We start from the raw sequence: 26320 nt of genomic DNA on the forward strand, positions 1-26320 counted from the left end.
TCCCGATCAGCCGGCCGGGTCGAGGCCCGTGCCCCGGAGGGTGTCCCCACAGGTGGCGGTGGTGCGCGCCCACCCGGCATTGCCACGGGGATCGGGATCTGTGCGCCCGCCTCGTCCCGACGGTACGAGGCGGGCGGTGGTCGAAGCGGGACGCTGCGCGTCGGATGCGGTTTGAGCAGGGGAGAGAGCTGTGCGGGCGACGTTCTGGGGCGGATCCGCCGGGGTCCTGTGGCTGCTGGGCGGAGCGGCCCGGCCCAAGGGCGAGGCGTACAGCCCCGGCGCGGAGCTGAGGATCGCCGGCGTCGGCCCGCTCGTCAGCCTCCTTCTGGGTGGGCTGTTCACACTCGGGGCGTGGCTGCTCCACCTGGCGTCCGTGTACGGGATCGTGGTGGAGATGGTGGCGTGGCTGGCAGGCATCGATGTGCTGCTCGCGGTCTTCAACGCGGTGCCCGCCGCACGTCTGGACGGGGGCAGGCTGCTGCGCGCGTCCGGTCACTCACTGCCGGAGACCGGCGCGGAGCGTGAGGTTGCGGTCGGCGGCCATCAGCCGAAGAGTCGAACGCATTTTCGCCTGGCTTTGTGCGTGGGAGTCGACACCGGTTGTCGATGATGCCAGAGCCCGGTGCCACCGAGTTCTCCTGGGAACGGAGGGTCCCTTTCATGGCGGTGGGTGCTGGGAACCGCCCCCACCGCCATGCATGCCTCAGGCCTGAGCGATCTCGACATGGTGCGGCTTGGCCGCTTGCGCCTTGGGCACGGTGACGGTCAGTACCCCGTCGGCCAGCGTCGCCGTGACCCTTTCGGCTTTGAGGTCCGTCGGCAGCAGCGTCCGGTACTCGAAATGCCCGGCGCGCCGCGTACTGTGGCGCAGGGCGCCCTCACGCTCACATTCTTTGTACTCCCCTGTGATGCACAGTTCCCGGTCGCTGATCTCGATGTCGATGTCCTGACGCTCGATCCCGGGCAGCTCCGCCTCGACCACGTAGGCGTCGTCTGTCTCGTGCAGGTCGGTCAGGGGCGACCATGCCCCGGCGGAGGGCTCGGTGCCGACGGCTCCCAGGAAGCGGTTCATCCGCTCGAAGAGGTCATCGAACTCGGCGGCGGTCGGCTCGCTCCAGCCCAGCGAGGGGAACGGCCGTTCCAGGAGACGGCCGGGCCTGCGGTGTACGACGGGAAGACCCATCGCGGTTCACCTCCGCAAAATGACGATTCGGGTACACCTCCATGCTGCGTGGCTGCCTGTCGCCTCGCGAATCGGGCAAGAACCGATGTGTCGCACGAAGGCCGCCGGAGCGATCCGGTCCCGAGGCCGGAACGTGGGCCGCCACACTCGTTCGAGCCGACTGCCGTGACGTCGCCGGTACACAGTTCCTCGGTGAGAGGTGAGAGAAGCGCAGCCCACCACCTCGAAGTGCTCGTGGACCCCGGACAGGTCCCGTCGAGCACGGCCTCACGCGTGCCCGCCCGCGTAACAGGCACCAGCGAAGGGGCGAGGATGGAGGTACGGGGCGCACACGTCGCCCATGGGTTTCCCAGGGACGAGGAGGTCGGATCGTGTTCTTCATGGATCGTCGTGATGCCGGCCGGCAACTGGCCGCCCGGCTGGCGCACCTCAAGGGGGCCGAGGTGGTGGTGCTCGGCCTGCCCCGTGGAGGGGTTCCGGTCGCTGCGGAGGTGGCCGAGGCGCTGGGCGCGCCGCTGGATGTCTGCCTGGTGCGGAAGCTGGGCGTGCCCTTCCAGCCGGAGCTGGGAATGGGAGCGATCGGCGAGGGCGGGGTACGCGTGATCAACGATGACGTGGTCCGCACGGCGCACATCACCCGGGACGAGCTGGCTGAGGTCGAGGCCCGTGAGCGGGAGGTGCTGGAGAGCCGTGCTCAGCGGTACCGGGGCGGGCGGGAACCGATCGGGCTGGAAGGCCGTACGGTGCTGATGGTCGATGACGGGGTGGCCACGGGGTCCACAGCGCGCGCGGCCTGCCGGATCGCACGCGCCCGCGGGGCTGCACGGATCATGCTCGCCGTCCCCGTGGCACCTCACGACTGGACCGCACGGCTCGGCGAGGAAGCCGACGAACTGATATGCCTGCACACCCCGCGGAACTTCTTTGCGGTCGGACAGTTCTACACAATCGACTTCTCCCAGGTCGACGACGACGAGGTTGTCGCCTGTCTGGAAGAGGCGGCCGCCCGCCCGGTGGGCACCCGGACTGAGTCGCGTCACGCCGTGCTCGAGGATCGGGAAGTGGACGTGCGGGCTGGCGCGGTGGTGCTGCGCGGACAGTTGACGGTGCCCGAGAGCGCGAGCGGGATCGTGGTGTTCGCGCACGGCAGTGGCAGCAGTCGGCACAGCCCGCGCAACCGGTTCGTGGCCGCCGGACTGAATCGGGCCGGGCTGGGCACCCTGCTGTTCGACCTGCTCACCGAGGAGGAAGAGATCGATCGGGCCAACGTGTTCGACACCGGCCTGCTGGCCCGGCGACTGGCGGACGCCACCGGCTGGTTGCCAGGACAGCCGGAGACCGAAGGGCTCGCTGTCGGGTACTTCGGCGCCAGCACCGGCGCGGCAGCCGCGTTGTGGGCAGCCGCCGAGCCAGGTGCGCGGATCGCCGCGGTCGTCTCGCGGGGCGGCAGGCCCGACCTGGCGGGGCCACGACTGCCGGCGGTGACGGCGCCCACGCTGCTGATCGTCGGGGGCCACGACCAGCTGGTGCTCGACCTCAATTGCGAGGCACAAGCCCGGTTGCGCTGCGAGAATCGGCTCGCGGTCGTCCCCGGCGCCACTCACCTCTTCGAGGAACCCGGTGCCCTGGAGCAGGTCACCGATCTGGCCCGTGACTGGTTCGCCGACCACATGGCCCCGGTTTCTCATGGGGCGGCCTGAGCCTGAACGCGTGCTCAGGTCACAGGCGGGTGCTCAGCCGGGACGAGGGGAATGTGCGGCTCAGGGCCGGGCCGGCCATCGAGCTGCCATTGGCGTGGGTGTTGCTGGTGTAGGTGTAGATCAGCTCGGTGAGGCCGTGCGGCCCGGGGTTGCCGATGTCGGCTGCCCCGTCCTGGGGCAGCGCGATGGCGGCCTACGACGGAAGTAGTCTCCAGCCGGGCGCTGTTCGCCGCCCTGCAGCGGCAGAGGCCGGTCTTCCGCGACGGCTCCGACATGGCCGATCAGGCTCCTGACCCGCGTCGGCGTCACCCGGCCCGACAAGGTCCTGGTCCGGACCAAGCCTGCCAACCGCGCATGCTCGGCTTCAAGGCCGCCAGCCTCCAGCAAGCCATCACGGCCTACCAGGCGGAGCCGTCCCGCGTCTGGGCGACACAGCCCGTTCGTGAGGCTGCTGCGCACGGGCACCATGAGACGGCGGCCTGGGCTCCGTTGCCGCTCGCTGAGCGGGCTACGGGTGCCTGTCGGAGTTGCGTCGCCGTGTTGGTGTCCAGCCGCAGCTGGCTGGCCGACTCGTCCCTGTTGTCCGGCCCCCATGCCGCGAGTGGGCCGAACAGCCGCAGCCCCTCCGGTGGACGCCCAGCAGCAGATCGAGCCGGTGGCAGACCGGCAAGTGCCTTCGGCGACGCTCGATTCCATCGTCGCAACACTTGATTCGAGCGTGTAGATCCTTCATTGTGCTTGAAACGAATGTGCGGCATGCCGTTCACGCAGAGGAGAGAGGTGCTTCATGGACGACATCGACCGGGCCATCCTGCGGGAGCTGCAGATCGACGGTCGCATTCCCTACGCCGAGTTGGGACCGAAGGTGGGCCTGTCGCCCTCGGCCGCAAGGCTCCGGCTGCAGCGACTGATCGACACCAAGGTGGTCCAGGTCGTGGGGGTGACCGACCCGATGACCATGGGCCAGCAGACGGTGGCGCTCCTGGGCCTGCGCATCGGAGGAGATTCCAGAGCGGTCGCCGATGAACTGTCCCGGCACGACGAAGTCGTCTACACCGTCCTGACCTCTGGCCGCTACGACCTGTTCGCCGAAGTTGTGTGCAGCAGCCCCCGTGACCTTCTGGACTTCATCAACGACGTCGTACGGGCCGTCGAGGGAGTCGCATCCGTGGAGAGCTTCCCCTATTTCGCGATTCACACCCACCGCTTCATGTGGGAAGTCGACTAGAGGCACCCGAACATCCGCCTTGTCCGCCCACCCCACGCTCCACCCGCCAAGAGGAGGGACCCGCGCATGCCGCACGACGCGCACCGCACCATCGACTTCTTCGCTCAAGTTTCCCTGCCAGCACCACAGGTGACATGCATTCAGGCAGAGCGCATAGCCGCCGGGCACCTTGGGCTCTCCGCTCGTGCGGAGCCACTGGGAAGCCAGCAGGACGCCAACTTCCTGCTGCGCGCCGACGACGGGACGGCCCTCGCGGTCCTGAAGATCGCCAACCCCGCCTTCGGTCCCGTGGAGATCGAAGCCCAGGACGCCGCCGCCGACCTGATAGCCGCGGCGCACCGGGAACTGCGCATCGCCACCGTGCTGCGCCGACCCGACGGCTCCCCGCGGTGCACCATGGTGGACACCGAGAGCGGGCCGACCGTCGTGCGGTTGTTGCGGTATCTGCCCGGAGGCCCGCTCTCGGGCCCACGACACCTGTCCCCGAGCACGATGGCGGCCATGGGGACGATCGTCGCAAGGGTCAGCACCGCCCTGCGCGACTTCCGGCACCCGGGCCTGGAGCGTGTTCTCCAGTGGGACCCGCGCCACGCCGACCGTGTCGTCGTCAAGCTCGCCGAGCACATTGACGAGCCCGACCGGCGCACCGCCATTCACGCCGCGGCCGCCGATGCCTGGGCGCGGGTCCAGGATCTCGCTGCCGTGCTGCCATCGCAGGCCGTTCACCTCGACCTCACGGACGACAACCTGATCCGTTCCTCCGAGGGTCGCCTGCCGATGCCCGACGGAGTCATCGACTTCGGTGATCTGACCACGAGTTGGGCCGTCGGCGAACTGGCCGTGTCACTCTCCTCGATGCTTCACCACAGCGGTGTCGAACCCCACCATGTGCTGACCGCCGTCCAGGCCTTCCACGCCGTACGACCGCTCTCCGCGGAGGAGGCGGAAGCGTTGTGGCCGCTCGTGGTGCTGCGCGCCGCTGCCCTGGTTGTCAGCGGGCGTCACCAGGCATCCGTCGACGAGGACAACGACTACGCCAAGGCTGCACTCGACCGCGAGTGGCGCATATTCGAGCAGGCCACCCGCCTACCGCTTCCGGTGATGACCCACCTCGTCAAGGACGCGCTCGGCATGACCGACGCGCCTGCTGGAGCCGACGCACCCGGACGCTCCCTGCTGCGCGATCTCGCCGCCGACGACATCACCCTCCTCGACCTGTCCACAGGCGCCGACTCCACCGACCACGGAGCGTGGCTTGAAGCCGACGCCGAGGGTCGACTGGCGGCCGCCGCGCTCGCGGACGGAGCGGCTGCGGTGGCCACCAGGTACGCGCGCGCACGACTCACTCGGGCTCCGGCACTGTCAGCCGATTCTCCCGCCACGGTGCCCACCGGTGTCGATCTGTGGCTCGGCCGGGCCGCCGTAGCGCAGGCCCCTGCCGCAGGAGAGGTCCTTGCCGCGTCACCGGGTCGTGTGGAGATCAACTTCGGCACGCAGGTGCTGACGCTGACCTTCCCCAGCGCGGTCGAGCCGGTCGTCTCCACCGGCTCGACGGTCCGGACGGGCGATGACCTCGCCGATGTCCCCTCCGGAACATCGATCCACGTCGCGCTGCGCCACGCCGACAGCCCCGTCATCCCGCACCTGGTACGCCCCGAGTACGCCGCCGGCTGGCTCGCGCTCACGGCCGACCCCACCCCGCTCCTCGGTCTCCCAGCCGCCGACCGTGCGGAGCACCTGGACCTGCTCGACCGTCGTGATGCCGTGTTTGCGACAGTGCAGGAGCACTACTACGCCAACCCTCCCCGCATCGAGCGTGGTTGGCGCCACCATTTGCTCTCCACCGACGGCCGCTCCTACCTCGACGTCGTCAACAACGTCACGCCACTGGGGCACGCCCACCCTCGCGTCGAGCAGGCCGTCTCCCGGCAGCTGCGACGGCTCAACACCAACTCGCGCTTCCACTACGCCTCGGTGGTGGAGCTCACCGAACGCCTCGCCGCCCTTGTGCCTGAGCCGCTGGACACGGTGTTCCTGGTCAACTCCGGTTCCGAGGCGGTGGATCTCGGCCTCCGGCTTGCCACCGGTGCCACCGGACAGCACGACGTCGTCGCATTGCGCGAGGCATACCACGGCTGGACCTATGCGTCCGACGCCGTCTCCACCTCGCTCCAGGACAACCCGAACGCCCTCGCCACCCGCCCGAGCTGGGTGCACACAGTGGACTCGCCCAACTCGTACCGCGGCCGACACCGCGGGGCTGACGCGGTGCGCTACGCGCCGGAGGCCGTCGCGTCGATCGACGAGCTCGCCGCTTCGGGCCGCCCGGCAGGGGCGTTCGTCAGCGAGACCTACTACGGCAACGCCGGGGGAGTGGCCCTGCCCGACGGCTACCTCGCCGAGGTGTACGCGGCGGTCCGCCGCCACGGCGGCCTGGCCGTCGCCGACGAGGTGCAGGTCGGCTACGGCCGTCTGGGCCACTGGTTCTGGGGCTTCGAGCAGCAGCAGGTCGTCCCCGACGTCGTCTGTGTGGCCAAGGCCATGGGCAACGGTCACCCCCTCGGCGCAGTCATCACGTCCAAGGCGGTGGCCGAACGGTACCGAGACCAGGGCTACTTCTTCTCCTCCACCGGTGGCAGTCCGGTCTCCAGCGTCGTGGGTCTCACCGTCCTGGACACCCTGAGTGACGAGGACCTGCAGGGCAACGCGGTGCGGGTCGGAGATCGCCTCAAGAAGCGACTCGAATCACTGACGGATCGCTACGGCATCATCGGTGCCGTCCACGGCTCGGGCCTCTATCTCGGCCTCGAACTCGTCCGCGACCGCGGTACGTTGGAACCCGCCACGGAAGAGACCGCCGAACTCTGCGACCGCATGCTCGACCTCGGCGTGGTCGTACAGCCGACCGGCGATCACCTCAACATCCTGAAGATCAAACCGCCGTTGTGCATCGACGTCACCGCGGTCGACTTCTTCGCCGACATGCTGGACCGTGCCCTCACTCAACTCGGCCACTCCGGCTGACTCCCGCACAGAGCGGCGAACCCCGAGCGGCTGGCCTTCGTACCGTGATTCATGCGGATGTGGGCCGAGGCCCACAGGGCGGCGGTATGCGGGACGTTGAGGATGAGATCCGCCGGACTCGACGCAGCCATCAACGACCGCAGGACCCGTCTGGACAGGCGCGACCGGCCACGGTTTCCCTGGCAGGCCGGTGCCGCGCGCGTCTCGCGGGAGGGTGGCCCACCGATCCGGTGGCTGGGGCCTCGGGTCTCACTCAGTTCCGGTGGCCTGGTTTCGCGTGGCGACCAGCCGTGTCTCCGCCCTGCTCAGGAGCGTGTCCAGCACGATCGGATAGGCGCTGAGATTCATCCGGTCCGCCAGCAGGTGTGCGGTGGCGGCGATGTGCGGATGGGTTTCGGAGGGCAGCCGGGCATAGGTGGAGGTCCACATTTCCTCGTCCGCCTCTCTGGCGTCATCTTTGATGGCCAGTGCACCTGCGTCCAGGGCGGCGAAAGCCAAGGTCAGGTCGATGAACGCGTGGTATATGCCGACGGTGTCCGCGTCCTCGAAACCCGCGCCACGAAGGATGCCGAGGATCGTCTCGTCCACTTCGATCTCCCGGGGGCGGCCGGTGACCCGGCTGGCGGTCAGCAGGGCGGCCTGGGGGTGGGCGAGATAGGAGGCGTGGATGGCCAGGCCCAGGGCGCGCAGGTCGGCGCGCCATTTCCCGGTGGCCGTCCAACTGTCCAGGGCGCGCCCTATCAGTTCCTCGCCGATGGCCCGCGTCAGGTCGTCCAGGCCGGCGAAGTACCGGTAGAGGGTGCTCGGATCGGCGCCGAGAGCGCTGCCCAGGCGGCGGGCGGTCAGTCCGGCACTCCCGTGCTCGCGCAGCATCCGCAGCGCCGTGCGCACGATCAGCTTCTCCGACAGTACGGTGCCCTGGCGGGTCGGCCGTCGCCTGCGTCGTTCCGCCTCCGGAACCACCTTCTTGGGCATCGTGCCCTCCCTTGGAGTCCCATTATGCCAACGCCGTAGACCTTAGCTGTCGAGGTCGTGTTGCATCGAGGCGTCCCGGGGCGTTCGCCGGGACTGCCTCGACGAAATGGTGTGTGACATGCGTGTACTTCTCGTGGGTGCGGGCGGCGTCGGAACCGCCGTCACCCGTATCGCGGCCCGGCGTGACTTCCTGACCCACATGGTCGTCGTCGATTACGACCTGGCCCGTGCCGAGGCGGCCGTGGCCGCGCTCGACGACCAGGAGAGCCGGTTCCGCACGCGCCGGCTGGATGCCTCCGACGAGGCGGCGGTCCGTCGTCTCCTCGTCGAGGAAGGCTGCGACGTGCTGCTGAACGCGACCGATCCGCGGTTCGTGATGCCGCTGTTCAACGCGGCACTCGCCGCGGGCGCGCACTACGTCGACATGGCAATGTCGCTGTCCGTGCCGCACCCGACCGCCCCCTGCGAACAGTGCGGGGTGAAGCTCGGCGACGAGCAGTTCGCCCTGGCCGAGGCCTGGGGGAGCGCCGACCGGCTGGCTCTGGTCGGCATGGGCGTGGAGCCGGGCCTGTCGGACGTGTTCGCCCGGTACGCGGCCGATGAACTCTTCGACGAGATCGAGGAGATCGGCGTCCGTGACGGCGCGAACCTCACCGTCGAGGGCTACGACTTTGCGCCCTCCTTCAGTATCTGGACCACCATCGAGGAGTGTCTCAACCCGCCCGTCGTCTACGAGAAGGGCCGCGGCTGGTTCACCACGGCGCCCTTCAGCCAACCTGAGGTCTTCGAGTTCCCCGAGGGCATCGGCCCGGTGGAGTGCGTGAACGTCGAGCACGAGGAGGTCCTTCTCATGCCCCGCTGGCTGGACGTGCGCCGTGTGACGTTCAAGTACGGCCTCGGCGACGACTTCATCGCCAAGTTGAAGACCCTCCGCGACCTTGGGCTCGACTCCACGGTGAAGGTCACCGTCCCGGGCGCGGACGGTCCGGTCCAGGTCTCCCCGCGGGACGTGGTGGCCGCGTGTCTGCCCGACCCGGCCACGCTGGGCGACCGTATGAAGGGAAAGACCTGCGCGGGCACCTGGGTCAAGGGGACGAAGGACGGCGTCGCGCGTGAGGTGTACCTGTACCACGTCGTGGACAACGAGTGGACGATGCGCGAGTACGGCTCCCAGGCCGTGGTCTGGCAGACTGCCCTCAACCCGGTGATCGCCCTCGAACTGATCGCGAACGGTACGTGGAAGGCAAGCGGCGTCCTCGGCCCCGAGGCGCTGCCGCCCCGGCCGTTCCTCGACCTGCTCGGCGCGTACGGGGCTCCGTGGGGGATGCGCGAGGAGCACTGATCTGCTCGCCACCGCGGCGAGCGCCGCCACGGCGCGACGCCCGGGGCGGGTATTGCCGGGCGACACGTCGGCCCAGAGCCAGGTGCTTTCTTCTCCTGGCCCTTCGCTTGCAACGGCGCGCTGCCGTCGAAGCCGGTCGGTGCTCCTGGCGGACCCGTCACGATCGCCGTGATCCCCGGGAGCCGACGCCGCCCGGCGCCGGCGGATGACGGCACCCGCGTTCCAGGGCGGGTGTCGGGTTGTGATCGATCTGCCGGATTCGGCTTGGTGGCGGAGTCTGATCAGGTAGATCGTCATGCCTGACGCGAGTGCAACTGGCTGACGCGGAGTGGGAGTTCATCGAGCGTCGTCTTCCGGTCGGTGGGTACGGCCCGTACCCCGGGCGACTGCGGCAGCAGTTCGAGGGTGTGATCCGGCGCTTCAGGACAGCGGGGCAGTGGCGGGAGGCAGGGGCGAGGCGGGCGGCGAGATACCCGGCCGTCGTGGCGCGTCCGTCCTGCTTCGGACCGGCAACGACGGAACGAACTCGGGTCGGAACCAGTGGGCCACCCATCTCGCCGTCGGCTCCGGCCCACGGGCTGCGGCGTCAACGACGTTTGCCGGTGGGTGAGTTCATTTCTCCTGGTGGCGGGGACCGCGTACGACGACGGGACACGGGGCGTGCTGGACGCAGTGCCGGCCGATCGAGCCGAGCAGGGCCTCGGTGAATCCACCGTGGCCTCGGTTGCCCACGACGAGCAGCCGTGCCCCGGCGGCGGCATCCAGCAAGACGGCGGCTGGGTGCCCTTGGGCAGAACGGGGACGGATCTCGACCGGTTGTTCCGGGCCGAGTGCCTCGTCGATCACCCGGTCGAGGAGCTTGCGCGCCTGCTCCTGGTGGTCGGCCGGCTTCGTGTCCGCGGGCGGCACCAGGCCGTACCAGCTCGTCGGGAACTCCCAGGCGATGATGGCGTCGACCACACCATCGATCAGCTCAGCCCGGTCGGCCGCCGCAGTGCTGTTCTCGACGGCTCGGAGCCGTCGAGAACAGCACTGCCACGATCCGTGGAGCGGGCGTTGCGTTGTCACGCATTCGCCCACCTGCTGCTTCCGAGCGGTTCCGTTTCCGCCCTCCCTTGACCAGCAGCAGTTCGCCACCCCTGGCCGACGGGGCGTGCGTATCACCGCCGGCCCTCGCCCACCGCTGTCCTCGGAATGACGGCTCGACCCGCAAGGCGGCCGCCGACAGGCCGCGGTCTGCCAGTAGTCGCCGTCCCGGCCCCGTCACAGGCGACCACAGCCTCCGGGCCACCTGGCCCGTGCTCCATGTCCGAGACCGCTGGGCAGAGTCGATCTTGCGGGCGCAGCCGAACCGGACCTGTGCTCCCAGTCATGGGCGCGCGGACATAGGCGGCCCGAACGCCGACCAGTAGGTGCCGACGACGCTGCCGCCTGATCCCGGAAGCGCGCGACAAGCGGCGGAAGTCTCCCGGAGCACCGACTTGACTTGAGTCATCCCGGGACCGGTCGGTCCCCGGGGTGGCCCCGGAAGGCCCCTGTGGCCAGGCCGCTCGGCCGTCCCATTGTGGGATTGCTGCCCTCCGGATCCGTGAGAGAGGTGCTGCGATGAAACCCGGTGTCCCATGACGGACGACCTTCCCGAACCCGCCGAAGCGGAATGCAACCCGGTCGTCGCCCGGCCCGAAGGCATCACCGTCGTCGACGCACGGATACGTCTGCTGCCGCGGCGGGCCTGGGATCCCTGTCTGCGCAGGCTGACGTGAGCCGCGCGGGCCCGGAAGAGGGCACGAGATCCGGAGAAGGGTACGAGCATGAAGCCCAGGAGGGTCGGAAGGCACGCGCTCATGGCGGCCACAGCGGTCGGACGACCACCAGACCGCGGCGAACGGGAAGCCGACGCCCTCCCCGTTGCGCCGCGGCGGCGCTCGCAAACAAGAGGAGACGATCATGCAGGAGCAGGAGCAGGAGCAGGAGCAGGAGCAGGAGCAGGAGCAGGGGGCGGTCCACGGTGAGCAGGAGGTCCTGGCGCGGACGGTCGCCGTTGTGATGCACGCCGCTGTCGTCACGATCGATGTCGACGAAACCGTGCTCGTGGCCTGGGAGTTGCTGGAGCGATCCGGCTCCCGCCACCTTCCGGCCGTGCATCCGGACGGTCGCTGTGCCGGCCTGCTGGACAGGGCTGACGTGGCGGTCGTCTGTGCGGCACCGGCCGCCTCGCTGTCAGGTCTGCGCGTGGGTGACCTCCTGCCCGCCCACAGGTCGGCGCTCGTCCATGTCGAGCAGACCGTACGCCGCGCAGCCGACATCATGAGCTATGCCGACGCCGACGCCCTGCCGGTGCTGGAGGAGGACGGGCGTCTCGCCGGGGTGCTGACCGCATCCGGCATCGTCGCGGCCCTCGCCGGTCGTCCGGTACAGAAGGAACCCGCTGACACGCGGGCACGGGCCTCGTCCACGGTGTTGCCTGGGCTCCCGCCCAGGCGGGGCTACCGTGGAACGGCGGTGCCCTGAGTGGCCACCTCTGAGCTGCCGAGGTGACACCCGGTACGGCTGTCCTGGCGTCATCTGACAGATCCGCTGTGAGAGGGCTGGAGGCCCGGACCGTGTCCGCTCCAGCTGCTCTCCGTCGGCCCTCGCGGTCTGCAGGCGGATCGTGGGAGGCGTTGATGTGCGGCGGGTACGGCTCACGGACTCTGGCTGCAGGTGAGACGCGGAGCCGTTCGAGGGTGGCAGTCATGTTGCGGGCGGCCCGAGTGGTCCAGAGCCCGGCGGCCGGGACGAGCCCTACTGGAAGGGGCGACGCCTTGCTGACCGGCGCTGACCGGCCGAAGTGTCCATCCCTGTTGGGCTGAGGTTGCGCAACAGTCGCAGCTACTGGAGTTCGTCAGAGCCGACTGGCCTCTCGAACGAGCATCACCGGGAGCCTCACGCGCCCATATGAATGATTTCCTCCGGCCCGGCCATATGCGGATGAACGTGCCGCCCCAGGTTCGATGGGGTTTCTCGCTACGTTCCCAGGGGCCGGCGAAATGGCCGGTCGAATCCGTGTACCAGTGAGGAGCTGGTCATTCATGGCCGTGTGTGAGGTCTGCAACAACGACTACGAGATGGCGTTCGAGGTGCATGCGGCAGGAGTCGTCCATACATTCGACAGCATTGAGTGTGCCGCCCAGAAGATGGCACCGAACTGCGAGAACTGCCAATGCCGCATCCTCGGTCATGGCCTTCAATCGGGCGGACAGTTCTTCTGCTGCGCACACTGCGCGCGCCAGAAGGGCTTTGCGCAACTCGTGGATCACGCCTGAACTTGATAGCTGCTGGCCCTCGGCTTCGCGGTGGTCGGCGGCAACGATCCGTCGCCGGACCGGCAGGTGGCCAGCGACAGAGGCCCGACGGCGCTCCGATCCGCGGTAAGTCCGCCGAGGCATCCTCGGTGCGGCCGAGGATGCCTGTGGTCGTCGGTACCTGGGCCCGGTGGCATCGCGGGACTGCTGTTGGGTTCGGCCGGTCTCAAGGCGGCAGGACATGCCACAAGCTCGAAGCTCGGTCGTGGTCCGGTGCCGCGCGGTCGGGGCTGCCGGAGCCGGCATCGTGGTCGGGGTTTGCCACTGTGCACGCGTACCGGTAGCGCGCCAGTGCCCATTGGTCTCGCCTCTCGGGTGCTTCGGGCCCTCCGGTGTCCACGCGGGCTGTTCGGTCCCTCGCCGGTCACGCCAGGGCCGGGGCGGGTCCGGCCAGCCGTATCCGGGCGGGCCCCATCGCCTGGTCGGCATGATCAGCGAGGCTGACCTCGCGCGTCGCCTACCGTAGGAGCAGGTGGAACGGCGCCTGGCCCGTGCTGAGACCGCCGAGGCGCTGATGACCACTCCGGCCGTCACCGTGTTCCCGGGTTCAACCGTCGCCGAAGCCACCTGGCTTGCGTCCCTGTCGCGTCTCAAGCGCCTGTCGGTGACGGACCATGAGGGCCGCCTGATCGGTGTTGTGCACAGGAACGCACTGCTCAACGCGCTGATACGCGATGACGGCAGGATTCGCGAGGAGATTCGGTCGAGGATCCTCGCCGAAGACCTTCCGGCCGCGCGGCACACCGTCGAGATCACCGTACGCAACGGCGTGGTGGACGTCAGTGGCCGGACGGTGGAAGCCGCTGTCCCGCGGCTCCTCGCGGAGATCAAGAACATCGACGACTGTGACCGAAGTGATCGATCACCTCAATGCTGTCACAGGGTGACGCAGGAGTCCCGACTCCGTCGGCAGGCACGCGGTCCGCGTCATCGTTCCGGGCCTCGCCGCCCGGCGCGCAGGGTGGCGTACGGCACCTGCCCGGGTCACTTCCAGGTGCTTCCCGGCGCGCGGCCACTTGCGCGCGGACACTAACGTGGAGGTGTGGCCGGCCCCGGGACGTGCGGGGCGAGACGGAGGCGCCGTGGGCGACAACGGAACCGAACACTGCGGCGAGGAGCGCCGTCGGCTGAGCATGTTGCCGGAGGACCTCCAGGGGCGCCTCGACACCGTGAAGCGCGGTCCTGCCGAGACTGCCGCCCTGTTGGACGCCGTGATGTCGGTGGGCAGAGGGCTCGACCTGTCCCAGGTGCTGCACCGTATCGTCGAGGCCGCGGTCATTGTGGTCGATGCCGAGTACGGAGCCCTGGGAGTCGTGGGTGAGGGAACCCGGCTCACGCAGTTCCTGCCGGTGGGCATCACGGGGAAGCGGCGTGAGGCCATCGGCCCACTGCCCGAAGGGCACGGCATCCTTGGCGGGGTGATTCGCCACCCCGAGCCGTTGCGGCTCGCGGAAATCTCCGAGCATCCGTCGTCCCACGGGTTTCCGCCGAACCATCCTCCGATGCACTCGTTCCTGGGGGTTCCCGTCCGGGTCCGCGACGAGGTGTTCGGCAATCTGTATCTCACCGAGAAACGGGGCGGCCGCGAATTCGACGCCGAGGACGAGACCGTGCTCTCGACACTTGCGGTGGCGGCGGGGGTGGCCATCGAGAACGCCCGCCTGTATGCGCGGACGCGTGACCGTCAACGCTGGCAGGAAGCCAACAGTGAGATCGTCGCGGGCCTCCTGAGCGGAGAGGACGAAGTGTACATCCTGGACATGATCATCGATCACTCCTCGCGTATTCTCGGCGCGGATCTCGGTGTCCTGGCACTTCCCGACGGCGCCGAGGGAAAGTCCCTCCGTGTGGTACTGGCATCGGGCGTGGACGCCGAGATGCATCGCGGTCTGATCCTGCCACGTGAGGGATCGTTCGTCGGCGCGGCTCTCGACGCGGGCGAACCGATTACCAGCCTGGATGTCGCACACGACCCCAGGATCACCGAAGGCCCCCCGAGGTGGCCCGGACTCGGCCCGGCTGTCGCGGTTCCGATGGTGACGGGGGAGCGGACCCGTGGAGTACTGCTGCTGGCCCGGGTACGGAACCGTCCCGCCTTCACCGATGCGGAGACCAAGCCCCTGCTGATGTTCGCCGGACAGGCCGCCCTGGCGATGGAACTCACCGAACGCCGCGAGTCCGCCGAGCAGATCGCCCTGCTGGAGGAACGTGACCGCATCGCCCGGGATCTGCACGACCTGGCCATTCAACGGCTGTTCGCCACAGGGATGACGCTGCAGAGCGTGGTGCGGCTCGTGGAACAGCCACAGGCGAGCGAGCGGTTGCTGCGCGCGGTGGACGACCTGGACGAGACCATCAAGATCATCCGATCCACCATCTTCGGACTCCGCGCGCGTGACTCGGGCCGGGCCGGCCAGGGGCTGCGCGCCCGGACGGCGGCCACGGCCGAGCAGGCCGCACGGACCCTGGGCTTCCAGCCCTCCCTGCGGATGGGCGGTCTGATCGATACGGATGTGCCGACCGAGATCGCCGACCAGGTGATCGCTGTCCTCGGCGAGGCACTGAGCAACGTCGCTCGCCACGCAAGGGCGACGGCCGTGGACATTTCGCTGATGGTGGGCGACGGGGCGCTGAACCTGGTCGTGTCCGACAACGGTGTGGGCATGCCCGAGCACGGTGGTTCCCGAAGCGGGCTCGACAACCTCGCGCGGCGCGCCGAGAAACTCGGCGGCGAGCTGAATGTGGGGGCGGCGGGGCAGGGCGGGACCCGGCTGTGCTGGCGTGTGCCACTGCGACTGTCCTGAGGTTCTGGGGCCGACGCTCACCTCTGATGGTGCCTGGCACCGGGCGGGGCGGATTCCGAGGCGTGAGCGGCGATCACTGCCGCCTGGATGCGGCGCTCGACACCGAGCTTGGCCAGCAGACGGGAGATGTGGTTCTTGACCGTTTTCTCGGACAGGTAGAGGCGTTTGCCGATCTGGCTGTTGGTCAGTCCTTCACCGATCAGCGCGAGGACGTCCTTCTCCCTCGGGGACAGCTCCGACAGCGCGTCGACTTCCGTCGCTGCAGTGCCGCGTTCCTCCTCGCGCAAGCTGTTCATCAGCCGTGCCGTGGTCGACGGGTCGAGGGTCGAGCGTCCGGAAGCCAGTGTGCGGACGGCGGTGACGAGGTCTGCCCCCTTGATCTCCTTGAGTACGTAGCCGGCCGCGCCCGCCATGATGGCGTCGAGCAGTGCTTCGTCGTCGTCGAACGAGGTGAGCATGAGACAGGCCAGTTCCGGCATCCGTGAGCGCAGCTCACGGCAGACCGTGATCCCGTCGCCGTCCGGCAGTCGCACATCGAGAATCGCGACGTCGGGGCGGAGCGCCGGGCCGCGGGAGAGTGCGTGATCGGCCGTGCCCGCATCGCCGACGACCCTGATGTCGGGTTCCGCGTCCAGCAGATCCTGCACGCCGCGCCTGACGACCTCGTGGTCGTCCAGCAGGAACACGCGGATCGGTTTCTGCGCCGAGAACCCCGTCTCTTCGCTCATGGTGGCCCTCCTCTTAGTCGACGGGCTGCGCAGTCCCACCTTCTACCCATCGTGGGTCCGCACAGGAGAGACGTACCAGGGCCGGAAGGCCCCCGCCCCGGACCGTTCAGGCCTCAGGAGCCTCGGCCCGGGGACCGTACAGCTGCAGCAGCCTCTTCCGCGTTCCGTACAGCCGCTCCGCCACCGTCTCGGCGACGTACTTGTAGACCGCCCGGCCCAACAGCGCATCGGCCTCGCACAGCGAGCGGACGGCTGCGGCGTCGAATTCCACGGCCTGTCCCGCCTGGATCACGTGCGCACCCAGGTGCCACACGTGTGGCGGGAACAGCCAGGACCAGCCCAGCAGATCGTCCCGCCCCAGCGTCTCGATGACCGCCGCACGACGGCCGGGCACATGAAGGTCGACCTCGACCTGTCCGGAGCGGATGACCCAGAAGCGGTCTGCCCTTCTGCCTTCATCGAAGAGCCGTGTGTCGAGGACCAGAGGCACTTCACAGGCCGCTTCGTCGAGCAGGCGGGCCCGGCTCTCGGACGGGATCACGTCGAGCAGACTCCTGGCCGTGGACATGGACCCTCCGTTCCTGGCCGGCGATGTGTGCCCGCCCGCTCTGAACGATATGCGCGCTTTCGGAGGAGCGCTCGGTCGTGCTGCGTGGTGCAAAACGGAATCCACGCCGTGCCCATACGCCGCATGCCGTTGGCCCGAACCTGCGACATCGTGCGCTTGGGCCTTGCCGTAGATCCACGGCGGCGTCATGGCGAGGGATCTCGGGGTTCACCGCCGGTCGGCGCGGCGTGGCTCTTGAGCACGCGAATACGGCGACCGGTCACACGGGTGGGGGTGATGGTCAGCCATACATTCCGTGGGCCGCCGGCCCACGGAGTGGTGTGAGCGAGTTCGTCCAGCCTTCGCGAGGCTCCGGGATCGGTGACGGTTGCTGCCGTACCGACGAGAAGTACGCTCCACCCTTGGCTCAGCGCTTCATCGATGTGATCCACTTCGAAGGCCACGAGGTGGTCCGCTGCGGTGGCGGGCAGCGTGTGGTGAGCACTGCGATAGGAAATCCGGTCACCATCCACGACGTAGTTGACCGGCAGGATCGCCGGCCCGTCGGCCGTCGTCACACCGATCCGGCCCACTCCGTGGGTGGACAGCAGACGGTGGCACTCCTGGGGGCCCAGTTCGAGCAACTGGGTGTGATAACCGGCCTGGCCGATGCCCGGAGGCAGCTCCGTTGTGCTGCCGGTCAGCTCGGCCAGGCTGGTTTCCAGCGCCTGGGCCAGTCGCAGCAGGAACCCGATGCCGGGCGTCGCCTGATGCTTTTCGACGTACTGGATGTAACCGGGCGCCGATCCGGCCCGTTCGGCCACTCCCTCACGGCTGAGCCCGAGCTGCTCGCGGCGCGTCATCACCCGTCGGCCCAGGTCTCCCGACGGGGCTCTGTCCGGCTTGCTGTCCGATGAGTGGCTTTCTCCGTGCACCATGTTCCGCACATCCTTGATGGGGTCCGGTCCGGCAGCCGGGCCAGTCACTCCTTCCGTGCTCTTCTTCCACTTCATCGTGTGCCGGAGGGGACGCATGGCGCTTGGGCCGACCGGCCCGGTCCCGCGACCCGCTCAGCCCATGCCGCAGGCTGCGCGGGACTTACGGGACGGTGGCACGCGCTCCTGCCCGCAGGCTTCGCGCGTTGTCGGGGACGACGGCGACGGGGCAGGGCGCATAGTGCAAGACCGCACGCTGCTTCGTGGGCTGAGCAGCGCCAGGCGCGTACGGCGATCAGCTCGCCGTGGCGCGATGTCGCCTGCGCGAGTGTGAAGTGGGCGGCTGCCGACGGGCCTGCATCGTCGCCGATCCCGACGACGACGCGGCCCGGCTTCGGCTGAGCGCTCGGGGTGGCCGCCGGGATCACGACAACCGGGCAGTGGGACCGGCCCGCGAGGGCGAGGCTTACGGACCCCAGGTCGATGCATACAGTGCGGGCTTCTACGGTTCGATGATCAGTACTTCGTCGAGGGGGCGTCGCGGTGTACGTGGCCCGCTCGGCCCGTATCCCAGGCGGATGATCATCTGTGGGTGTCCCGTGCCGTAGACCGGGTCGCGCAGGAGCCATCGCAGGTCCGGCCATTCGAGGGGCTGGGTCGCGAACGAGGTGGACACCTGGTGGAGCGTGGCGGTGAGCAGTACGCGTTCCAAGGCCTGACCGGCGCGCAGCCAGTCCGTGGGCCGATCTCCCCGGGTGCTCAGCAGGGCCAGTTGGGGTCGGTTCTCGAACAGGACACGGGCTCGGCCCGGGACGACCCCGGTTCCCGCGAAGTCGCGAGTGGTGGCTCGTTCGGAGGCGTCGCGGGGGCCGAAGGCGTAGTCGGGGATTCCGTCCACGGGCGCCTCGGCCTTCGTGTTCCGGGTCCAGCGTTCCTGCTCCGCCTCCCGTGCCGGGTCCCCGCGGTCGTACCCCTCAGCGTCCCGGATCAGTTCGAGCACCGTCTCCAGATGGATCGGTGCCAGGAACGCGAAGTCCGCGCCGTCGATGCGGGCCGCGTCGGCGAGCTGCGCACGGACGTCTTCAGGGATCACCTGTTCGTCAAACGGACAGCGACTGGTGTGCCGGTCCCGGATCGCAGGGTGGAGAGCGGCGAGGGCTTCATCCGCGGGCTCCCGTCGGGCATCGGGGCGGACGTTGAGACCGACGGTGGCCAGTACGGCCGGGTCCGACGGTTCGGGCAGCAGCGTGGTGAGTGCGTCCAGGCCGTGGTGGGCGGCGGACACCCGCAGGTTCAGCAGGGCCGCGCCGCAGCCCACGTGCAGTGCACGGGTGGTGGGGTCGGCCTCCGGCATCGCGCGCTCGAAGTCCGCCCGGAGAGCGAAGGTGCGGTTGTGGCGTGTGTAGCGGAACTGCCAGGGCTGGGCGTTGTGCATGGACGGGGCAGCGGTGGCATCGGCGACGAGGTCGGTCAGTGTGGTGTCGTCGAGCGCTCTCGTGGGCATCGCAGGTCTCCCGGGGAGTCGGGAATGGTCGATGGCTTCAGCATGAAGCGGATCGCAGCCCTGCCCGTATGGGCCGTTCGTCCCTCGCTCGGATCCGGATGGCCCCTCGGCAGGGCCGCATGCGTTTCCTGTCCAGGCGGACGCCGGACCATCGAGGCCGGGCTGAAGGTTGTCCCGCTGACTGCTGATCGTCACTGGGGAGCGGTGCGTAGGTCCCGGACGTACCTGTCGAACCGGGTGCCGTTCTTGCCGTGGGTCCGCTTGTCGGGGGTGGACCCTGCCCGCCGCGCGACGGCGGCGGATGCGGGATTCTCTGGCTCCACCTGGATCACCGCCTCTTCCCCGCGCGCACCGGCCGCGTACTGGGACGCCAGGAGGACCGCGCGGGTAGCCGGGCCACGCCCCCTCCAGGGCGGATAGAGACCATAGGCGACATTCACCTGGCCGGGAGCCAGGCCCTCTCCTGCGAACCGCAAGTCGACCGTCCCCGCGAGAGTCTCGTCGGCACCTACCCGGATACCGAAAGCGCGGAGCGACCCGGCAGTGTCCCACTGTTCCCGGCAGTGCCGGATGTGGGCTTCGACGCCCTCGCGCGTGCCGGGACCGCCGTTGAGCCGGCGAACGAGCAGCTCATCCTCCCCTGTGAGGTGCGCCTTCGCATCGTCCAGGCGCAATGGGGACGGAGTGATGATCCCGTCGGACGACTTCACCCGGGACCACACGGTGGCCGAGCAGGCGAAAAAGTACCGGTACTCCATGAATCACCAGCTCGTCATCGGGACGTCGAACGACGACGCGCTCAACTCTCCGACACAGCCCGCCGGGCGTCGGTAAGTGATGACGGCGAAAGCTTCGGACCCGGACGACTCGTACCGAACCGACGACACATCTCCGACTCGGGTCACTGGGTGGATGCTTGGCTTTCGAGTCGGCAGTCCACGCCGACGACGCCTTCCACGGATTGAGCGAGGCGGGCGGCGACGGGAATGAGGGTGGCGTCGCGGACGCGACCGGTGAGTGTGGCGACACCGCGGGTGACGCTGACCTTCACGTGGCCGTGCGAGGCGGGGAACAGCCGGTCGACGACCTCGTGGCGAATTTCTGCGGCGAGATCGTCGTCGGAACGCAGGAAGATCTTGAGCAGATCGGCGCGACTGACGATGCCCTTGAGATTGCCGTCGGCGTCGACGACCGGGAGGCGCTTGATGCGACCGTCGGCCATGAGTCGGGCGGCCTGCGGGAGGGAGGCGCCGGGCTCGATCGTGACGGTGGGGCTCGTCATCATTTCCTCGGCCCGGACCGAGCCGGCCTTGGCGGTGTCGGCCAGGCGGTGCACGGGGTCGATCATGCCGGGCCCGTGCTCGTGAAACTCCTCCTTCGGGAGCAGGTCGGCTTCGGAAACGATGCCGACGACGTGGCCGCCGCCTTCGACGACAGGCACAGCGGTGACTTTCCACCGCTCCATGACGGCAGCGATCTCTTTGAATTCGGCGTCGGGGGTGACGGTGACGACGGTCTTCGTCATGACGTCGTCGACGGTGTACCGGGCAGAGGCCATGGCAGGCTCCTCGATGGGTGCGGGCGAGCGGCCTACTAATGCCGCGGGAGTGAGAAGGTCCGATGCGGCCACGGAGTCGAATCCGCGACGAGCGGAGGCTCCATGGAGTTCATGGTGTGCCTCCCGTCCCTCACACGCAGCCTCGCAACGGGGGAACGAACTGCGAGTGAGCCTCGTGGCATCAGAGCGCGCCGGCCGCCCGGCGCCGGTCGGCGCACCAGGACGGCCTCACCGGGTCCGGGTACGACCACCGTCCGGCCCGGCTCGTGGTCGATCCGGTCCCGCGGGGCATCGCACGACGATTCCTCGCCGTGGACCCCATAGGTCGTGCGTGGTGCGGGGGCGCCGCGCAGTCAGTCCATGATCTGGTCGGCGTCGGCGTGTGCCGAGCAGTGTGGGAGGCCGGTCACCGCGGGCGCGTACGGGTACGTATTCGCCGAACACCGTGAGTGTGCGGGCTTCGTCGACGAGGTCGCGGGCCCTGGTGGAGACGATTCGCGAGGCCGTTCACCCCATCGACATCCCTGGTGGGTCCCTGCTGCCCGCACGGTGGAGCCGGACAGGCTGCTGTGGGACGCAAGTGCCTGGAGGGAACCTCAGCCGAGTTCCATGCGTACGTCCACGACGCCTTCCACCGCGCGAATGGCCCGAGCCAGAAGTGGCACCGCGGAACGGTTCCGGAGAGGGCCCCGCAGGGTGACGACACCGTCCAGCACAGAGAATTCCACCCGGTCCGAGGGAGAGAGTTCGGCGACCACGGCGGATCGGACCTCCTCGTCGATCTCCTCGTCCGAGCGCAGGAACATTTTCAGCAGGTCGCTGCGGCTCACGACGCCCTCCAGCATGCCGAGACCGTTCACGACGGGCAGTCGTTTCACTCGCTTGCGTGCCATGATGCGGGCGGCCTCGGCGAGCGTGGCATCGGGGTGGACGGTGACGGCCGGACTCGACATCAGCCCCTCGGCCAGCACCGCGTCGGCTTTGGAAGCCTCCTCCAGTTGACCGGGCAGCTTCGGGTCGTCCTGCCGGAACTCCTCCTTCGGCAGCAGGTCCGCCTCGGAGACGACCCCGACGACGCGGCCCTCGCCTTCGAGGACCGGCACGGCGCTGACCTTCCACTGGTGCATCAGCTCGACGATCTCCTTGTACGAGGCCTCGCGGCCGATGGCCACGGCTGTACGGGTCATGACGTCGCTGACGGTGTACCGGGATGCAGCCATGGGGTGCTCCTCGGGCGTGACTCCTGGCTGGTGGCAGGGCGGCGTGCTCACACGAACCCGCCGCTGCCGTGAGGGGCGTAGAGATCGAGCAGACGGATTCGAGTGGCCTGCAACCGGTGGGCGAGTACCTGCCCGACCCAGTGGCTGATGGCCGAGCCGAAGACGGGATCCGCGTCCATCATCATCCGTACGGTCGCCGCGTCGAACTCATGGGTGCGGACAGGCGTCATCGCCTCTGCTCCGAGGTGCCAGACGTAGGGCTCGAAAAGCCAGGCCCAGCCGACCAGTTCGCCGGGGCCGAGACTGTCGATCGCTGCCGGGGGGCTGCCCGGTACGTGGATGTCCAGCGTGACGGTGCCCGAGCGCAGGATCCAGAAGCGGTCCGCGTGATCTCCTTCTTGGAAGAGACGGGTTCCCTGGGCGAAATTGACCTCGTGCCCGATCCCCATCAGGCGGGCCCGGCACTGGGCAGGCAGGGCTGAGGTGATGCGAGTGGGAGAAGCGCTCATCGGTGGCCTCCTCTGTAGCCTCCGGTTTCAGCATCACGGGGCAGTCGGTTCACGGACATGGGCCGACCGGCCCCTGCCGCGGTCCCGTCCGGCCCCGGGTGGGCAAGCCTTTCGATCACAGCGCACCGGGCGGCTCCGCCTGCCGAGTCACTCCTTGCGTCCGGTCGCGAGTTCGGATCAGACGGCTTCGTGAGTGCCCCCCAGCAGATTCCTTTCGATGTATCGGCGGGTATCCGCGGTGAGCAAGCTGAGCCGTCGTGAGAGTTTCGCTTCCGGCGCGATGGGCGTCCTTGTGGTGCGGGCCCCGGATGGCAGTGCAGCGAGGTCGGCCATGAACCTTTGCCGTGCCGTGTCCAACTCGGCACGTTCTGAAACCCGTCGCCCCTTTCGCATGACCGACTCCAGCAGCGGGACGCCGTCCGGCGGCGGCTGCTCGTCGACGAGAGCTATGAGATCAGCGTATCCCGGTCTTCGGAACACCTGCTTGCGCCCCGGCGCGGTCACTTTGGCCGAGGACAGCTTCATCACGGGCCGGCTGTCGTATTCGACCAGCTTGTATGCGGAATCCAGGTAGGGGGCATCTGCACAGACGCCGATCCGGGTGCCGACCGCGTACGTATCGATGGGCGCTTCGGAGCGGACCAGTCCGTCCACGGCGAACTCGTCGAGACCACCGCTCGCCACGATCCGTGTCCTCCGGAGGCCGGCGGCATCGAGGATGGTCCGTGCCTGTACGGCCAGGGCCCCGAGGTCACCGCTGTCCAGCCGGACGGCACAGCCCGGACCGAGCCCCAGATCGCGTAGTACACGCGCTGCTGTCGCCACGCCTGTCACGGTGTCGTAGGTGTCCACGAGAAATGTCACCGGGCCCGGATGGGAGCGGGCGAAGGCCCGGAACGCGTCCTCCTCGGCACCGAAGGCCTCGACATATGAGTGGGCCATCGTGCCGACCGCGGTCAGGCCCTCGGAGTGGGCCGCCGCCACATTGCTGGTTCCGGCGAAGCCGACCATGGCACCCAGCCGGGCGGCCTGGTGTCCGGCTTCGATGCCGTGGGTGCGACGCAGGGAGAAGTCCACGACGGGGTGTCCGTCGGCGGCCAGGACGCACCGGGCGCACTTGGAGGCGACGGAGGTCTGGTGGTTGAGCTGGTTGAGTACGTAGGTTTCGACGATCTGGGCCTGCGGGAGGGGTGCCGTGATTTCCAGGAGGGGTTCTCCGGCCAGCACGACGTGCCCTTCGGGGATTGCTCGGACGTCGCCGCTGAATTCCAGGCCGAGCAGCGGTGCCAGATCCTCGGGCTGTCGTCCCAGCACCGAGGCGAAGACGTCCACGTCATCCACGTCCACACGATAGGCGGAGAGGAAGTCGAGGACCGGTTCCAGCCCGGCACAGACAAGGAAGCCCCGGTCCGGCGGCAGATTGCGCACGAACAGACTGAACGTCGCCGAACGTGTCATGCCCTCGCTCAGATACGACTGAGCCATCGTGACCTCGTAGAGGTCGGTGCTCGTGGCATTCGACATCGACGGCACCTTCCTCCCCGTCGCGTCATCCCTTCCGGGACTGCCGCCCGTCCCATGCGCGCTCGCGCCGCACCACCCTGCACTCCTCCCTCCACTATCGGCCGCCCGCGACTCGTGGGCCAGCTGGACGCCGGGGCGGCAACCAGCACCGCCGAGTGACTTCTGCCGCAGCCGAAGAGCACGTCGTGCGTGCCGACCGGCCGGACCGCGAAGGGGGTCGAACGTTCCTTGTCCGGGCCGAACCGGTCCTCACGAAGGGCCCGCTCCAGTGCAACTCTGAGGGCAGGTGCTTCTCACTCGGTCGAGTGGAAGGCGGTGGGAATGATGGAGCTGCCCCTGGTCTCGGGTGTGGACGGATCGGAGACCAGCCTGCGGGCAGTCGACTGGGCCGTCGACGAGGCGGCTCTTCATGGGCTGCCGCTGCGGCTGGTGTACGCGTCCGGGTGGGAGCAGTACGAGGGCGCCGCGCCGACACTCGGCCTGGGTCGCCCTTCGGACCAGGCGCTCGCCGACAGCATCGCCGAAAGCGCCGCTGAGCGTGCCCGCCGCCGCCGTCCGGACGTCGACGTCTCGGTCGAGGTGATGCCCGAGGACGCGGTGACCGCCCTTCTGGACGAGGGACGCAATGCCCGGGCGCTGATCACCGGGGAGCGAGGGCGTGGCGGGCTCACCGGACTTCTGCTCGGTTCGGTCAGCATGGTCGTGGCCGCCCGGGCCCCTTGCCCCGTCATCGTCGTGCGTGGTGACAGGGCCGGAATCGAGGGCGCGCACGGGCGGATCCTCGTGTGTGTCGGGGAACCGGAGAGGGGAGGGGCGGCGATCCGGTTCGCCTTCCACGAGGCGGGGGCAAGGGGCTGTGACCTGGATGCCGTACATGCCTGGCGTCGTCCCTCGCACGATCGCGCCGATCATTCGCGTGCTGCCGGTGAGCCGTACCTCTCCTGCAAGGCACGTGCGGCGACGCTGATCGACGAAGCGGTGGCCGAGTCCGTACGCGATCACCCGACGGTCCGGCTGCACTCGGCGGCGGTCGAGGGAACGGCTGCGAAGGTGCTGGTCCAGCGCTCGGCCGCTGCGGACCTGATCGTTGTCGGGGCGCATCGCCGCCGCAGCCACGTCGGACTCCAACTCGGCCGAGTCGCTCATGCCCTGCTCCGCCACTCCGACTGTCCGGTGGCCGTCGTACCTCCGGCGGCCCGGTCGTGCGAAACCTCTCGCCTCACTTCCTGAGTTGTGACGCGTGGTCGGGGACGTACGTCTGAAGGTTCCTCGGCGGCCGTTGGTACCCGGTGGCCGGAGGTCGCCGAGGCAGTTCGATCACCGGCGGAGAGACTGCCTCGTACGGCACGCTCGACAGGAGATGGGCGATCATGTTCAGCCGGGCCCGGCGTTTGTCGTCGCTCTCGACGACGTACCACGGAGCCTCCGAGATGTCGGTATGGACGAACATCTCGTCCTTCGCCCGCGAATAGGCTTCCCAGCGGGTGATCGATTCCAGGTCCATCGGCGAGAGTTTCCACCGGCGGGTGGGATCCCGCAGCCGACGCCGGAACCGCTCCTCCTGCACCGCGTCACTGACCGAGAACCAGTACTTGCGCAACAGAATGCCGTCCTCCACCAGCATCCGCTCGAAGATCGGGCACTGTCGAAGGAACCGCTGGTATTCCTCCATGGTGCAAAAACCCATGACGCGCTCGACGCCCGCGCGGTTGTACCAGCTCCGGTCCAGCAGAACCATTTCCCCCGCGGCCGGAAGATGCTCGGCGTAGCGCTGGAAATACCACTGGCCGCGCTCGCGCTCGGTGGGTCGCGGCAGGGCGACGATGCGCGCCACTCGGGGATTGAGGTGTTCGGTGACGCGTTTGATCGTGCTCCCCTTGCCCGCCGCGTCACGTCCCTCGAACACCACGACGAGCCGTGCGCCTTCGACGCGTACCCACTCCTGGAGCTTCACGAGCTCGGTCTGGAGCCGATACAGCTCCCGCTCGTACAGCGAGCGCGGCAGCTTTGCGGGCTCGCCCGAGCCCTTCTCGTCCGACATGGGATGACGTTATGGAGGAGACCATGCCCGAAGTCAAGCGACAGCGCCGAATGGGCTTCGCCGCGCGCACCCGATACGACGTGCTCGATGAGGCAGGACGGCGAGCGGATCGGCCTTTCGGACGCACCAGCGCCGGTATCGGCCGAGTGGTCAC

At 68.9% G+C, this 26320-nt stretch carries 25 protein-coding genes; 11 read left to right on the top strand and 14 right to left on the bottom strand.

All coding sequences use genetic code 11. From position 1 onward, the window contains the following. Positions 1-190: 190 nt before the first annotated feature. Positions 191-610: a site-2 protease family protein gene (locus tag ACIOHC_RS29695; RefSeq protein ID WP_365689963.1), complete on the top strand. Its 420-nt coding sequence runs from the start codon at positions 191-193 to the stop codon at positions 608-610. A 93-nt stretch (positions 611-703) separates the two neighbouring features. On the opposite strand, the gene ACIOHC_RS29700 is transcribed toward ACIOHC_RS29695, so the two are convergent. Then, positions 704-1183: an Hsp20/alpha crystallin family protein gene (locus ACIOHC_RS29700; protein WP_365689962.1), complete on the bottom strand. Its 480-nt coding sequence runs from the start codon at positions 1181-1183 to the stop codon at positions 704-706. Positions 1184-1554: 371 nt separating this feature from the next. On the opposite strand from ACIOHC_RS29700, the gene ACIOHC_RS29705 reads away from it, so the two are divergent. Next, positions 1555-2883, top strand: coding sequence for a phosphoribosyltransferase family protein (locus tag ACIOHC_RS29705; protein ID WP_365689961.1), 1329 nt, complete (start codon positions 1555-1557; stop codon positions 2881-2883). Between the two features lie 19 nt (positions 2884-2902). On the opposite strand, the gene ACIOHC_RS29710 is transcribed toward ACIOHC_RS29705, so the two are convergent. Continuing rightward, complete coding sequence (locus ACIOHC_RS29710; RefSeq protein ID WP_351086255.1) at positions 2903-3070, bottom strand: potassium-transporting ATPase subunit KdpA; 168 nt, start codon at positions 3068-3070, stop codon at positions 2903-2905. 600 nt (positions 3071-3670) lie between these two features. On the opposite strand from ACIOHC_RS29710, the gene ACIOHC_RS29715 reads away from it, so the two are divergent. Beyond that, positions 3671-4111 carry an Lrp/AsnC family transcriptional regulator gene (locus ACIOHC_RS29715; protein ID WP_351086246.1) on the top strand — a complete coding sequence of 147 codons (441 nt, stop codon included), beginning with the start codon at positions 3671-3673 and terminating at the stop codon, positions 4109-4111. 66 nt (positions 4112-4177) lie between these two features. Further along, complete coding sequence (locus tag ACIOHC_RS29720) at positions 4178-7135, top strand: aminotransferase (RefSeq protein WP_365689960.1); 2958 nt, start codon at positions 4178-4180, stop codon at positions 7133-7135. Positions 7136-7384: 249 nt separating this feature from the next. On the opposite strand, the gene ACIOHC_RS29725 is transcribed toward ACIOHC_RS29720, so the two are convergent. Next, complete coding sequence (locus tag ACIOHC_RS29725; RefSeq protein ID WP_351086250.1) at positions 7385-8110, bottom strand: TetR/AcrR family transcriptional regulator C-terminal domain-containing protein; 726 nt, start codon at positions 8108-8110, stop codon at positions 7385-7387. Positions 8111-8228: 118 nt separating this feature from the next. On the opposite strand from ACIOHC_RS29725, the gene ACIOHC_RS29730 reads away from it, so the two are divergent. Further along, positions 8229-9452 carry a saccharopine dehydrogenase C-terminal domain-containing protein gene (locus ACIOHC_RS29730; RefSeq protein ID WP_365689959.1) on the top strand — a complete coding sequence of 408 codons (1224 nt, stop codon included), beginning with the start codon at positions 8229-8231 and terminating at the stop codon, positions 9450-9452. A gap of 612 nt (positions 9453-10064) precedes the next feature. Here ACIOHC_RS29730 and ACIOHC_RS29735 read toward each other — a convergent pair. Beyond that, a complete protein-coding gene (locus tag ACIOHC_RS29735) occupies positions 10065-10520 on the bottom strand; it encodes a universal stress protein (RefSeq protein ID WP_365689958.1) in 456 nt (151 codons plus the stop codon). Positions 10521-11074: 554 nt separating this feature from the next. Between ACIOHC_RS29735 and ACIOHC_RS29740 the strand changes: the two genes are divergently transcribed. From ACIOHC_RS29740 to ACIOHC_RS29760, 5 genes are all read left to right on the top strand, one after another. Next, positions 11075-11215 (top strand): hypothetical protein, encoded by a 141-nt coding sequence (locus ACIOHC_RS29740; protein ID WP_351085265.1) that lies wholly within the window; start codon positions 11075-11077, stop codon positions 11213-11215. A 184-nt stretch (positions 11216-11399) separates the two neighbouring features. Beyond that, a complete protein-coding gene (locus ACIOHC_RS29745; protein WP_401844693.1) occupies positions 11400-11963 on the top strand; it encodes an HPP family protein in 564 nt (187 codons plus the stop codon). Positions 11964-12523: 560 nt separating this feature from the next. Then, positions 12524-12757 (top strand): hypothetical protein, encoded by a 234-nt coding sequence (locus ACIOHC_RS29750; protein WP_365689956.1) that lies wholly within the window; start codon positions 12524-12526, stop codon positions 12755-12757. Positions 12758-13268: 511 nt separating this feature from the next. Then, positions 13269-13829, top strand: a complete 561-nt coding sequence (locus ACIOHC_RS29755; protein ID WP_401844695.1) for a CBS domain-containing protein — start codon at positions 13269-13271, stop codon at positions 13827-13829. A 100-nt stretch (positions 13830-13929) separates the two neighbouring features. Further along, positions 13930-15600 (top strand): GAF domain-containing protein, encoded by a 1671-nt coding sequence (locus ACIOHC_RS29760; protein ID WP_365689993.1) that lies wholly within the window; start codon positions 13930-13932, stop codon positions 15598-15600. Between the two features lie 17 nt (positions 15601-15617). On the opposite strand, the gene ACIOHC_RS29765 is transcribed toward ACIOHC_RS29760, so the two are convergent. From ACIOHC_RS29765 to ACIOHC_RS29805, 9 genes are all read right to left on the bottom strand, one after another. Continuing rightward, positions 15618-16328, bottom strand: a complete 711-nt coding sequence (locus ACIOHC_RS29765; protein WP_365689955.1) for a response regulator transcription factor — start codon at positions 16326-16328, stop codon at positions 15618-15620. A 106-nt stretch (positions 16329-16434) separates the two neighbouring features. Further along, positions 16435-16896, bottom strand: a complete 462-nt coding sequence (locus tag ACIOHC_RS29770) for a cyclic nucleotide-binding domain-containing protein (protein WP_365689954.1) — start codon at positions 16894-16896, stop codon at positions 16435-16437. Positions 16897-17081: 185 nt separating this feature from the next. Next, complete coding sequence (locus tag ACIOHC_RS29775; RefSeq protein ID WP_401844698.1) at positions 17082-17909, bottom strand: helix-turn-helix domain-containing protein; 828 nt, start codon at positions 17907-17909, stop codon at positions 17082-17084. 403 nt (positions 17910-18312) lie between these two features. After that, positions 18313-19314: an Acg family FMN-binding oxidoreductase gene (locus ACIOHC_RS29780; RefSeq protein ID WP_351085274.1), complete on the bottom strand. Its 1002-nt coding sequence runs from the start codon at positions 19312-19314 to the stop codon at positions 18313-18315. A gap of 191 nt (positions 19315-19505) precedes the next feature. Beyond that, positions 19506-20072: a GNAT family N-acetyltransferase gene (locus tag ACIOHC_RS29785; protein ID WP_389637111.1), complete on the bottom strand. Its 567-nt coding sequence runs from the start codon at positions 20070-20072 to the stop codon at positions 19506-19508. A 143-nt stretch (positions 20073-20215) separates the two neighbouring features. After that, complete coding sequence (locus tag ACIOHC_RS29790) at positions 20216-20872, bottom strand: CBS domain-containing protein (RefSeq protein WP_351085278.1); 657 nt, start codon at positions 20870-20872, stop codon at positions 20216-20218. 596 nt (positions 20873-21468) lie between these two features. Next, complete coding sequence (locus ACIOHC_RS29795) at positions 21469-22092, bottom strand: CBS domain-containing protein (RefSeq protein WP_365689951.1); 624 nt, start codon at positions 22090-22092, stop codon at positions 21469-21471. Positions 22093-22139: 47 nt separating this feature from the next. Then, positions 22140-22601: a cyclic nucleotide-binding domain-containing protein gene (locus ACIOHC_RS29800; RefSeq protein ID WP_351085282.1), complete on the bottom strand. Its 462-nt coding sequence runs from the start codon at positions 22599-22601 to the stop codon at positions 22140-22142. Between the two features lie 177 nt (positions 22602-22778). After that, positions 22779-24125 (bottom strand): nicotinate phosphoribosyltransferase, encoded by a 1347-nt coding sequence (locus tag ACIOHC_RS29805; RefSeq protein WP_351085284.1) that lies wholly within the window; start codon positions 24123-24125, stop codon positions 22779-22781. A 324-nt stretch (positions 24126-24449) separates the two neighbouring features. Here ACIOHC_RS29805 and ACIOHC_RS29810 point away from each other — a divergent pair, with 324 nt between their 5' ends. Continuing rightward, complete coding sequence (locus tag ACIOHC_RS29810) at positions 24450-25355, top strand: universal stress protein (RefSeq protein ID WP_351085315.1); 906 nt, start codon at positions 24450-24452, stop codon at positions 25353-25355. Here ACIOHC_RS29810 and ppk2 read toward each other — a convergent pair. Then, complete coding sequence (gene ppk2, locus ACIOHC_RS29815) at positions 25345-26166, bottom strand: polyphosphate kinase 2 (RefSeq protein WP_351085286.1); 822 nt, start codon at positions 26164-26166, stop codon at positions 25345-25347. The two genes, ACIOHC_RS29810 and ppk2, sit on opposite strands and share 11 nt — an antisense overlap. Between the last annotated feature and the right edge of the window lie 154 nt (positions 26167-26320).

Source organism: Streptomyces sp. NPDC088252, from assembly GCF_044740965.1.
GTDB lineage: Bacteria > Actinomycetota > Actinomycetes > Streptomycetales > Streptomycetaceae > Streptomyces.